Raw genomic sequence first — 11,667 nt, 5'->3', positions numbered from 1 at the left:
CGCCTGCACGGCGAGCTCGGACACGTCCCACCCGCCGAGTACGAAGCACTACACGCGATGACCCACCCGGTCACCGCAACCCTGGAAACCAACTAATCCAGTCTCCATCAAACCCGGGGCTTGACACTAGGCCTCGGCAAAGGCCGGGTGGACCGATTCTGACGTGCGCTGAGCACTTGACACGCCAGGGAAAGACTGTGGCACGGCATGGCCCTCGTGGCGATCATGAAGGCCCCTACAGCCTGATCGTCACGAGGAATCATGGCCGCCGCGTCATCATCCCCGATCCACCCGTTGTGGGCCACCTACCCATGGCCGTGGATCACCATCGTGTCGGGCCAGGCCTGCTGGCCGCGCTGGCGGGGATACCCGATCCTCGTCAACCCCGTGGGGTGCGACATCCGATCATGGCGATCCTGGCCCCGGCAGTGTGCGCGGTCCTGGCCGGTGCCTGCTCGTTCACCGCGATCGGGGAGTGGGTCGCGGACGACTCGCGACAGGTGCGGGACGCGCTCGGACTGGACACCGATACTGTGGGTGCCCGATACTCGGTCATGGGCGTTGACCAGGGGTGCCAGAAGACGGATCGCGTTCGGCATGATCGACGATCGAGGCGTTGCGACTCGTATACCTGACCTTCTGCCGACTCCTGTCCTGGGCAGCCCTGCTCGTCCGCTCGGACACCGCCAAGGACGTGGAGATTCTCCTACTGCGCCATCAACTGGCCGTCTTGCGCCGGCAGGTCGGCGCGGCCACGGCCGTCCTGGGCGGATCGCGCCGTCATCAGCGCACTGGCCCGATTGCTGCGCGCACCGTCGGCACTTGTTCGTCACCCCAGGCACGCTCCTACGCTGGCACGCCGACCTGGTCAAACGACGCTGGACTTACCAGCGTCGACGACCAGGACGACCACCCACGCGGCCCTCAACTCGCGAGCTGATTCTGCGCATGGCCCAAGAAATCCTGGGTGGGGATACCGGCGCATCACCGGAGAACTCGCCGGCATGGGCCGCAAGGGTGGCGCCTCCACGGTCTGGGCAATCCTCAAACGGTGCGGAATAGATCCATGTATGTGAAACCCGAGCACGCCATTGCCGAACTCGAGGAACTCAAGAGAGAGGCGGAAAGCTCTCAACTCGTCCAGGCTTCCACGCCCACCCGCGCACGCGACATGGAAAGCAAAAGTGGTGGCGGTACTACGAAATTCACTAGGGGACGAGTCGTCGGCACTGAAGGAGTTCATCGCGCTCAGGTACTTCGTCGGCTTCTGGGTCAACTCTCCAGACCAAGCCGAGAGCGACGCCCGGTTCTCCCGCGGCCGCGTCGCCGAGGCAGTCGGGCTCATCGATGCGGCGATCTATGAACTCAGTCTCGTAAGCGGCGCGACAGCCGTGGAAGGCGGCAGCTACGACGCCAGCTTGTGGGATCACGTCAAACACTCCGTCAGCGAGGAACGCTGGGAGCAAGTGGCCAGCGCAGCCGTCATCTATGTCGAAGACAGAGTGCGACGCTGGTCCGGCACGCCAACCGACAAACAAGGGAGGAACCTTGTCGGTCACGCGCTGTTCGTCACCGCGTTCGCGACTGGAGGGCCACTCGCGCTGGGCAATCAAGCCAACGAAACGGACGGCTGGCGAAATCTCGCCACGGGCCTGGTCTCCGCGCTCGGCAACGTCGACCGTCACAACATTCAGGAACGGCCGGACGCCAAGCAATACCCACTCGGCGTACTCGGGCTGGCCAGTCTCCGGCTTACACAAGTTCACTACCAGCATTCCGCCAGCACAGTCAAATTAGGAAATTGCCGCCCCCTCAGCCACTACGACGCAGCAGTTGCCGACTAGGCGATACGCCCAACATTCAGGCAACTGCATTCGCAGCATGCCGCGCCCAAGGCCCGCGCGGCCACAGCGTGATTCTTCGTTGTCCTCGGAACACCGATGATCACGCTATGGCGCGCTCGCCTCCCGTCGGCTGCTGCGCCTGAGGTACGACTGTCACTCGGCGAACGATCCGGTCCGCCGCGGACCGCTCTCCGTTCGCCGGCGGACGGTTTGCCAGCGAGCGGGTTCAGGCCACCCCACATCCTGGACGCCTCGATCACCACCGGCGCCAGCATGCGACACCTATCGACAATGCTGCCAACCCGATCGAACGCCAGCGCTCGACCACTCGATCGACACCCGAACGGTCCGGCACGGAAGTCGTCGTCCCCACCCGGGCACCACCGAACCACCGATGACGCACCGACAGACGAGGCAGAGCCGCAGGTCAGACGGCACTTTTACCCCAGCGGAGCACAGCAGGAAGAACGGAGACATAACGGAGCCCAGCACGGACATTAGCAACCGCAAACACGATCTTGAGGGTGGCAAAACTGCAGGTAGGGGCCCTGAATTTGAAGCCTGTTTCAAGATCACCGCGATGGAACCCGCGGGCTTTTAATCCTCGGGTCCAGGGTTCGATCCCCTGGCGGCCCACCACATAATGCCAGGTCAGAGCGCTGCGCTGGCCTGGTGTGGGTGAGGCTGCGTGGAGGTGTGCCGGGCGGCGGAGACCAGCCGGAGACGGTCGGACTCGCGTCGCCCATGTGAGGGCTCGTGCCCGCGCGAGGCTCGTCGGCCGTTCACCAGCTCAGCCAAGGACCTTCGAGCGCCCGGTCGCCGTCCGCCGCTGATCGAAAGCGCGGCGGCGACATTCGAGCATGGGCTGCAGAGAACGGGTTCAGCGTCTCCGATCGAGGTCGAATTTCCTTGCAAAAGGGTGAACGATGGCGATGACCACCAGATCGCTGCGGGCGAACTGCGCGACGCCCGCGAGCGAGCGGCCGCTGGCCCGTCCGCAAAGAGCACGCAGACACAGTACGATCGCGGCAAGCTGACCGTGCGGGGACGGCTGGATCTGCTGTTCGACCCGGGAATCTTCCGGAAGACCGAGCAGTTCCGCAAGCATCGCTCGCACACGTTCGGGCTGGAGGCCCGACGGCTGGACCCCGGCGACATGGTAACCGGCCGAGGCATGGTCGAGGGGCCAACGGTGTTCGCCTACGCGCACAACTTTGCGCGGTTTCAACGGGCGGCGTCATATGATCAGTGCACCGCCATGTCTATTTCTACGATCCGCATTCACCGTGGCAATGCGGCACCAACGAAAACACCAACGGCCACACTCAAGCCGAACTCGACGCCGTCGCAGAAAAACTGAAGGGCCGTCCACGACAGACACTGGGATGGCGCAAACCTGCCGAAGTACTCAACAAACTGCTACGCGAATCAACTGGTGCATCCACCACTTGACACCGCCGTTCACCACCTTTGGGTTTCTTGCGGGATGCGATCCATACGGCCGGACGGAGTAGGTTCCGGTGAGCCACGTGGCGCCCTGACAGCCCTTCGTGTCGACAATTTGGTTCACGCCAATAGCCTATTGTGTATACGGGAACTAATCGTCAATAATTTACCAACACGGTGATACCACCGCGTCGAAGAAAGGTGGAGTAACCCCACCCTCTTCGTCTCGTGCACTATTGAATAGTCCTTCGCGAGGCTGCAACTCGCGCAACTTCGCGCTTTCTTAGGGGTGTGCTCTTGACCGGCCCGGCTATGTCTGTAAATGATCGGGAGATGTTCCTTTCCGCAGTGCGAGTAGGCGTGCTCGGAGTTCAGGACCCTCGCGACAAGCGCGCTCCCTTGCTGATTCCAGTCTGGTACGGCTACGTACCGGGGGGTGAGGTTGTGGTGCAGACAGCGAGGCTGTCCATGAAGGCCGGACTTGTCCGCGCGGCGGACAGGTTCAGTCTGTGCGTGCAGGACGAGTCCACGCCGTATCGGTACGTCAGCGTGGAGGGTCCGGTCGTCGCCATTGAGGATCCTGTGCCGGCGAACCAGCGCAGGGCGCTGGCGCATCGATATCTGAACGACGGGACGGCGGAAGCGTATCTGGAGGCGAACAGTCGGCAGTTGACCGAGGATATTCTGTTACGAATGCGACCACAACGATGGCGGACAGCTGATTTCTCGGCTTTTGCCGCAGAGTTCAGTTCATGACCGGCCTCGTCACCCTGTGAGGGTTTCGGCCCCCGATGGCAATAGATCCACTACTTTTTCGCAAAGTCTTGTAGTTGTGCACCGAATGCTAGCAGGCGGGGCGTTTGTGCCCGTAATTTTGAGGCTGCCGACCCGGATTCTCAAGGCTCAGCGTTACGGGTGAGAAACAAGCAAAGAGGAGAGCGTTGTTGGTATCGGTTGAGGCAATTACAGAGCCTGCTGCGTGCTGGAATGTGACGACTGTTCCTTATCCGCGGGATTGTCCGTTGCATGTGTTGTTCGATGCCCAGGCGGTGGCGCGACCTGGCGCGACTGCGGCAATGCATCACGGCACGCGCCTGACCTACGGTGATTTGAAGGATCTTTCCGACGCGTTGGCACGCAGGCTGCGCGCGGTGAATGTGAGGGCGGGCGACGCGGTCGGCGTGGTGGGCCGCCGGTCGGTGGACGCGCTCGTGGCCTTCCTCGGAATACTCAAAGCGGGTGCTGTCTACGTGCCGCTGGAGGACACGGCGCCGCCGTATCGGTTGCAGGCAATGGCCGATGAGGCGGGCGTTCACACGGTGGTGACCCTGCCCGGCTCCGTCTGCCGTCTGCGGCGGGTGCGCACCCGTCTGGATGTGGCCGATCTGGACAGTCCCCGGTCCGTGGCGGACATGCCGGCCGAGGTTGAGGTTGCGGCGACCGACTGCGCCTACGTCATGTTCACGTCAGGTTCCACGGGGTACCCGAAACCGGTGGCGATCCCGCACCGCGGTGTCGTGCGGTTGGCGTTCTCGGACCTGGTGTCGCAGCGGCCCCGGCCGGGAGACCGCGTGCTGCACGCGTACGGCTTGTCCTCGGATGCCTCCACCATCGAGATCTGGGCCGCGTTGCTCAACGGCGCCTGTCTGGTCCTGATTGATCGCGAAGAGCTGCTCGCCCCGCACGTGCTGGAGTCGCGACTGGTCGTCGAGCGGGTCTCGATCGCCTATCTGACCACTGGGGTGCTTCACCGCATCGCGCGGACCCGGCCACAGGCGTTGCGGACACTGCGGTTCGTGTCCGCGGGTGGGGAAGCGCTGGACTCACGGTTGGCCGGTGCCGTGCTCGCGGCGTGCCCGGACACCATTCTCGTCAATTTCTACGGCCCCACGGAGAACAGCGTGGTGTCCACCGCCTATCAGGTGCGGGAACTGCCGGCGGGTGAGCCGACGGTGCCGATTGGCCGTCCGCTGGAGAACTCGCTGTGCTGCGTGGTGAGCGACGACGGCACCCTGGCAGCGACGGGGGAAGAGGGGGAGCTCCTCGTCGGCGGCGATGGCCTGGCGCTGGGGTATCTCGGCGATCCCGACCTGACCGCCGAACGGTTTCCGGCTCACGCCGGTGTCCCCGGCGGGCGGCTGTATCGCACCGGGGACCGCGCCATCCGGCGTGCGGACGGGCACCTGGAATACCGGGGTCGCACCGACCGGCAAGTCAAGCTGCGGGGACACCGCATCGAACTGGACGAGGTCGAGGCGCGGCTGCAGGCACACGACGCTGTCGGCGAGGCCGTGGTCGACCTGTGCGACGACGACCTCACGGGGTATGTCACCCCGGCGCGGCCCGGCGAGACAGTACCTGTCGATCAGGTCCGCCAGCACCTTGCCGCCTGGCTGCCCGCGGCAGCCGTGCCGACACAACTGTTCGAGGTCGCGGAATTTCCGGTGACAGCCGCCGGCAAGGTCGACCGGAAGCGGCTCCATGACCTCGCGCTTCCAACGCTTCCCTCGCTGTCGCCGGCAACCCCGGTCTACCAGGGGCTGACCGGTGCGCTCGCCACGATATGGCAGACCGTGCTCCAGGTCTGCCCGAAACCCGAGGATGAGTTCCACGCTCTGGGCGGTGATTCTCTGCTCGCGGCCGAGGTCGTGACCCGAACGCTCGCCACGCTCGGCCTCGATGCCCAGTACGGCAGCGCCCTGATCCGCAGCCTGCTGCAGACACCGACCCTGAATGGCTTCACTCAAGCCGTGGAAACGGTACAAGTTCACCGTAGCGCGGGGACGCCTTCCCCGGTGGACTTCGCCGCCGAGGGCCGGCTTGGATTCGTCCTGCCCCGGCCTCAGGAACCAGCGCCGTCGTGGAGGAGGCCGCGTGCGGTGCTGGTGACCGGTACGTCCGGCTTCGTCGGCGCCTACTTGCTCGACAGGTTCCTGCGCACCACGGACGCCGTCGTCTACTGCCCGGTCCGTGCCCGAGATCGCTCCCACGCCCGCAGGCGCGTGTTGGCGAATCTCACCAGATATGGCCTCGAACAGCCTGCATCCGAAGACCGGATCGTCGGTATCCCCGCAAATCTGAACACACCCGGCCTGGGAATGAAGACCGGCGAATTCGACCACCTGGCCGACACCCTCGACCTCATCGTGCACTCCGCGGCACACGTCAACTTCCTCTACCCGTACGACGCACTGAGCGCAGCCAATGTGGATGGCACCCGGCAGATCGTGAAACTCGCCGCACGACGTGGTGTGCCCGTCCATTTCCTGTCCACGATCGCAGTGGTCGCCGGATTCGGCACCGCTGGGATCCGCCACGTCGACGAGGACCTGCCCCTCGAACATCCCGACCGGCTCACCATGGGCTATGCCGAAAGCAAATGGGTAGCAGAGAAGATGCTGCAGGACGCCGCCGGCCAAGGACTCCCGATCGCGATCTACCGGCCTTATGAAATCACCGGTGACCAGCGCACCGGCGCGTGCAACACCGAGACAGCGATCTGCTCCCTGTTCAAAACCATCGCCGAAACCGGCCTCGCCCCCACCATCCCGCTGCCCCTGGACTTCGTCCCCGTGGACTACCTCGCCGACGCGATCGTCCACATCGCCACCACCCGCGCCACCACCCGGACGACCTACCACCTCACCAATCCCCGCCCGGCCGCCCTGCACCACATGCTCGACCGAATGCGCGCAACCGGCCACCGAATCCACGAACGCCCCTACCACGAATGGGTCACAGAACTCGTCCGATACGTCGCCCAGAACCCGACCAGCCCAACAGCACCGTTCGTGTCACTGTGCGTGGACCGCAGCAACAAGGCCGACATCTCAGTCAAAGAAATGTACTTCACCGGCACGTTTCCCGAACTGGGTCGCGTCAACGTGGATCGCGACCTCGCCGGCAGCGGCCTGCACTGCCCACCCGTCGACGCGCACCTGCTCGATCGCTATCTCGAGTTCTTCTACTCAGCAGGCTATCTCGGCCGGCCGCTCGCCAACGGGTCCTTGAGGACAGGGAAGACGCTATGACCGCACCGGACGTACATCCTCGCGGCGAATCCGCCTCCGAGGTACCCCTCCCACGATACCCTTTCAGTACTCAAGGTGACCGGCTGGCTCCGGAGCTGAATACCCTGCGGAGCCGCTGCCCGATCGCCCGGGTCACCACCAACTCCGGTGAGGAAGCATGGCTTGTCACCGGTTATGAGCTCGCCCAGCATGTGCTGCGGAACCGGCAGTTCTCCCGGTCTGTCCTGGCTGAGACGAACAGCCCCAAGCAGGACACCCCGATCCTGGCTCCGGAGCTGCTGAATGCCATGAACCACCTCCAGAAGGCAGGGCTGCGCGACGAGACATTGCAGGCGCTCGGCCGCACTCAGCCCGATCTGCCCGCTGACTGGGTCGCCCAGGCGACCCACGAGGGACTGAACAAGATGGTGCAGGACGGGCTCCCGGGCGATCTGCAGCGCCACTTCGCGGAGTGGGTTGCTGCCCAGTGCTTGTGCCGGCTGCTCGGCCTGAACTTCGCCGACCGCGAATGGCTCGCAATACGGGCCGACCTCGATTTGACCATGGTGACGCCCACCACCGACGAGCTTGCCCGCAACTGGGAGGAAATTCGCGTTTACATGCGCGAGCACATGGCCGCCCGGCACCCCGGACAACCGCGCGGCCTGCTCGACCGCCTGGCGGATCTCAAGGCTCGAACGCGGGGCCTGACCGACACGCAGCTGTCCAACATAGCCGCCGTCCTCTATGTCAGCGGCTATGAGGACTTTGCGAGCTTCCTGGGTGTCGCGACACTCAACCTTCTGCAGCGTCCGGATATGTTGGATGCGGCACGGAACCATCCGGAAACGATGCCGCAGTGCGTCGAGGAACTTCTGCGATACAGCGTTGTCCTGGGTAACGCCATCCCACGCTTTGTCACCCAAGACACCGAACTTGGCGGCGCCACAGTCAAAGAGGGCGACATGATCCTCCTCTCCTTGGATGCGGCGAACTACGACCCAGCCGCGTTCACCAACCCCGATACCCTCGATCCGGCCCGATCCCCCAATCCCCACCTCCGCTTCGGCTACGGCCGCCACCATTGTCCTGGCGCCCATCTGGTCCGTCGCCACTCGGACACAGCCTTTCGCGTCCTCCTCGACCGCTTCCCCGCACTCCGCCTCGCCGCCCCGGAACAGGAGATCCCATGGCACCCCAACCGGATGGCAATCATGCCGGCACAAATTCTGGCAACCTGGTGAGTCCGGTGCCCGCCACGGCAATCCAAGTCGATACCAACTCCCGTCACGCGTTCACCTGGCGTTGCTGAGAGCTACGCAGCGCGTTCCTCGATCGGGTTCGTCGTGCGCAGATGGATCCAGTGCACCGCCCGGTAAGCCTCGTGAACCGTCCAGAACTGTGGAGGAATCCGTCTGATGCGCCAAACAATACCAGTCGAGCCACTTGCGTCCGACCCGTCGATTTCCCCAAAGGTCGGCGTCTTCTGCGGCTCACGCGTCGGTAAACATCCCCAGCATTTGCCGGCCGCCGAGGAGTTCGGCAGGGCGTTGGGTGATCGCGGTGTCGGCTTGGTGTACGGCGCGGGAAGTGTCGGCATCATGGGCACTCTCGCCGAGTCCGCCAAGGCCGCAGGAGCGTCAGTCACCGGCGTGATCCCACGCGCTCTCTACGAACGCGAAGGTCCTGATCCTTTCCGCGCCAAGCTCATCGTCACAGAGACGATGCACGAGCGCAAAGCGCTCATGTACCGTCTCTCATCAGGATTCGCCGTGTTGCCCGGAGGATTCGGCACCATGGACGAGCTCCTGGAAGTGGCGACCTGGAACCAGCTCGGTTTCCATGACAAGCCCGTCGTCCTGGTCAACTGCGGCAGATTCTTCGACACATTGCTCGCTTTCCTGGACAGCATGGTCGCCCATGGCTACCTCGGCTTGGCCGAACGTGCGCTCATCCAGGTAGCCTCGGACGCGCACACTGCTCTCGACTTGCTTGGATTTCCCCGGCTCTCGGAACGTCCGAGCGAAGTCACGGAAGGGCTCATGCCGCCGATCGCGGAGAAAGACAAGAGGAAGGATAGCGTCGAAGTCTTGCAGGCAAATCTCGACTGATATTTTCCCAGCCTGCACAACAATTGACAATGTGAAAAAACATCATCGCTCGACATTACCTGTAAAGCTATTCCGAAATCGGAGTCGGTTCAGGTGGGCACAGGAAGGTGCGCACCAGTGCCATGACTCTGGAGGTACCAGCAATGGCCCCTGGCAACCAACCCGGCCAACCCGACACTGTCATCTCCATACCCGCGGTTGACGCTGATCCCACGAGGCCGCCCTGCGCATACGCTCGACTGCGCATCGAACAGCCCATTGTGAAAGCACGACTACCCAACGGTGAGACCGGATGGCTCCTCAGCCGCTATGCCGACGTCCGCGCGGCATTCGCCGACCCCCGACTTGTCCGGCCGCTGCTTTCTGCCTGGCCTGTGCACGAGGGAACTCAACCACCGCAATGCCTGCCCACTTTTCTTGAGATGAACGGCGAGCACCACAATCGGGTGCTCCGGACCGTACTGCCGCTATTTGGCCGACGGCATCTCCAACGCATGATACCTCGCATCCAGACGATGGTCGAACAGCTGATCGACAATATGGAGGCCTCCGGCGAAACCGCCGATCTCGTCACGTCCTTCGCCGAACCGTTGCCGCTGCAAGTACTGTGCGACACCATCGGCCTTCCGCATATCGACCGCGACGTCTATCTGCCACACACTCTCACGCTCCTCAGTGCCGCCGGTCGCCCGCAGGACGAAGTGCTCGCGGCCCTGTACGCACTACAGGACTACGCATCACAACTGATCGACCACAAGGAACGTGAAGGAGGTGACGACTACATCTGCTTGTTGCTCAGGGAAAGTCGCCGCGCGGGAGGCGAACTGACCCGAGATGACGTTGTCAGCTTTGTCGTGACCATGCTCATGGCCGGCTACAAGACGAACATCCAACATACCAGCAATGCGCTGCTGGCGCTGCTCACACACCCCGAGCAACTACGGCATCTCCGGGAGAATCCCGAAAAAATCGACAACGCCGTGGAAGAGCTACTGCGGTACGTCCCCTTGATGAACGCCATCAACATTCTCGTCGCCTCGGAGGACTTCACCTTGCATGGGCAACGGATCCACGCCGGTGACGCAGTTCTACCCGTCATCGCCTCCGCCAATCACGACCCGGCGATATTCATCAATCCCGGCAACCTGGACCTCACCCGAACACCCAACCCACACGTCGCGTTTGGTCATGGACCACACCGCTGCACCGGGGCCCATCTCACGCGGCTGCAGTTGACCGTTGCCCTCCGGGTACTTTTCGAACGACTTCCTGGCCTCGAATTGAGCGAACCAGCACACACCCTCACATGGGACGACTCTACCCCGCTACGCGCACCCGCCCGCCTACCAGTCCGTTGGGGAACTGCTTCACAGACGCTGGGGAGGGGAATGTGAAACCTACGTCAGCGCTGAGCCGTCGACATGCTCGCGTACGCACGCATTTATGGCGCGGGCGTCGTGGTCGGGCGTCGCAGTCGCCTGACTCGCCGCAGGCCCGCAGCAGGAGCGTCGTGACTGAGTTGGTCGGCGGCAATGAGGATGGCCATGGGCAGCCGCCCGGCTCGTCGGACGAGGGTTTCGGCGTCGTCGAGATTGGCGTTGACCCTGCTGTCCCCGATCCGGTGGCGTAGCAGGTCCAGTGCGTCCAGCCATGAGCGTTGGGGCGAGGTCGAGGAGCAGCGCCCGCGTGCCGGGCGAGCAGGGTGGCTCGGTGTTCGCCTTGAGCACAGCAGGAAGAACGGAGACATAGCGGAGACCAGACTGGCCGCCAGCAATCACAAATATGATCTTGAAGTCGACGACATCGCAGGTAGAAGCCCTGCGAACGAAGACCATGTCAAGATCGACAGGATCGAACCCGTGGGCTTTTAATCCCTGGGTCCAGGGTTCGAGCCCCTGGCGGCCCACCAAGACTGCAGCACGGTGACCAGCGAAAACGCCGCCCCGAAGATCCACTTTCGGGGCGGCGCACTGCCCCGGCCGTTCCGCAGGACCCCGACCGAAATCGCGCGCCGACGTCCATCCCCGTCGGCTGCCCGCCTCGGGCCCACCCCGATGCCGGACCGCGCGGCTCACTGGAACTCGGCGCCTGCGCCATCGAATACGGCGACAGCATCCCCCGCACCACGATTCCGGCGGCGACTACTCCGCACACATGTACTACACCGGGTTCGCCACCCTCTCCGACGACGGCCCGAACGGAGACGACGCCTACCGCCGCGAGACGTGGTCTTCGGCGCGCTTCTCAACGAGGCGA

At 63.8% G+C, this 11,667-nt stretch carries 8 protein-coding genes and 2 pseudogenes; all 10 read left to right on the top strand.

The genetic code is table 11. From position 1 onward, the window contains the following. Positions 1-311: 311 nt before the first annotated feature. The 10 genes and pseudogenes from D5S19_RS02285 to D5S19_RS02235 all read left to right on the top strand — a co-directional run bounded on the left by D5S19_RS02285 (position 312) and on the right by D5S19_RS02235 (position 10,805). Positions 312-635: a transposase family protein gene (locus tag D5S19_RS02285; RefSeq protein ID WP_120021650.1), complete on the top strand. Its 324-nt coding sequence runs from the start codon at positions 312-314 to the stop codon at positions 633-635. A gap of 549 nt (positions 636-1,184) precedes the next feature. Next, on the top strand, positions 1,185-1,844 hold the full coding sequence (locus D5S19_RS02275; protein ID WP_158605473.1) for a TIGR02391 family protein: 660 nt from the start codon (positions 1,185-1,187) through the stop codon (positions 1,842-1,844). Positions 1,845-2,600: 756 nt separating this feature from the next. Beyond that, positions 2,601-2,780: an Lsr2 family DNA-binding protein gene (locus D5S19_RS33490; RefSeq protein WP_120021648.1), complete on the top strand. Its 180-nt coding sequence runs from the start codon at positions 2,601-2,603 to the stop codon at positions 2,778-2,780. Next, positions 2,764-3,066: pseudogene (locus tag D5S19_RS33485) on the top strand (carboxyl transferase domain-containing protein); the annotation flags it as partial. The gene D5S19_RS33490 and the pseudogene D5S19_RS33485, both read left to right, overlap by 17 nt. 38 nt (positions 3,067-3,104) lie before the next feature. Further along, a pseudogene (locus D5S19_RS32280) lies at positions 3,105-3,296 on the top strand (transposase); the annotation flags it as partial. A gap of 327 nt (positions 3,297-3,623) precedes the next feature. Continuing rightward, the gene (locus D5S19_RS02255) at positions 3,624-4,046 is read left to right on the top strand and encodes a pyridoxamine 5'-phosphate oxidase family protein (RefSeq protein WP_233573669.1); all 423 of its coding nucleotides are present in this window, start codon (positions 3,624-3,626) and stop codon (positions 4,044-4,046) included. Positions 4,047-4,234: 188 nt separating this feature from the next. Further along, positions 4,235-7,321 carry an amino acid adenylation domain-containing protein gene (locus D5S19_RS02250; protein WP_199730281.1) on the top strand — a complete coding sequence of 1,029 codons (3,087 nt, stop codon included), beginning with the start codon at positions 4,235-4,237 and terminating at the stop codon, positions 7,319-7,321. Then, the gene (locus D5S19_RS02245; protein WP_120021645.1) at positions 7,318-8,544 is read left to right on the top strand and encodes a cytochrome P450; all 1,227 of its coding nucleotides are present in this window, start codon (positions 7,318-7,320) and stop codon (positions 8,542-8,544) included. The genes D5S19_RS02250 and D5S19_RS02245 overlap by 4 nt, the downstream gene beginning before the upstream one ends. Before the next feature lie 174 nt (positions 8,545-8,718). After that, complete coding sequence (locus D5S19_RS02240) at positions 8,719-9,411, top strand: LOG family protein (protein ID WP_120021644.1); 693 nt, start codon at positions 8,719-8,721, stop codon at positions 9,409-9,411. A 515-nt stretch (positions 9,412-9,926) separates the two neighbouring features. Further along, positions 9,927-10,805, top strand: a complete 879-nt coding sequence (locus D5S19_RS02235) for a cytochrome P450 (RefSeq protein ID WP_199730279.1) — start codon at positions 9,927-9,929, stop codon at positions 10,803-10,805. The last annotated feature ends 862 nt before the right edge of the window (positions 10,806-11,667 follow it).

Origin of the sequence: Amycolatopsis panacis, from assembly GCF_003600245.1 — a bacterium.
GTDB lineage: Bacteria > Actinomycetota > Actinomycetes > Mycobacteriales > Pseudonocardiaceae > Amycolatopsis > Amycolatopsis sulphurea.
This window is presented reverse-complemented; position numbering and strand designations above follow the sequence as displayed.

What these genes read in the sequence shown, in the direction of transcription:
- D5S19_RS02235 (WP_199730279.1), top strand. Translation starts at nt 9,927, where the DNA reads ATGGTCGAACAGCTGATCGACAATATGGAGGCCTCCGGCGAAACCGCC.
- D5S19_RS02285 (WP_120021650.1), top strand. Translation starts at nt 312, where the DNA reads ATGGCCGTGGATCACCATCGTGTCGGGCCAGGCCTGCTGGCCGCGCTG.
- D5S19_RS02255 (WP_233573669.1), top strand. Translation starts at nt 3,624, where the DNA reads ATGTTCCTTTCCGCAGTGCGAGTAGGCGTGCTCGGAGTTCAGGACCCT.
- D5S19_RS02240 (WP_120021644.1), top strand. Translation starts at nt 8,719, where the DNA reads ATGCGCCAAACAATACCAGTCGAGCCACTTGCGTCCGACCCGTCGATT.
- D5S19_RS02245 (WP_120021645.1), top strand. Translation starts at nt 7,318, where the DNA reads ATGACCGCACCGGACGTACATCCTCGCGGCGAATCCGCCTCCGAGGTA.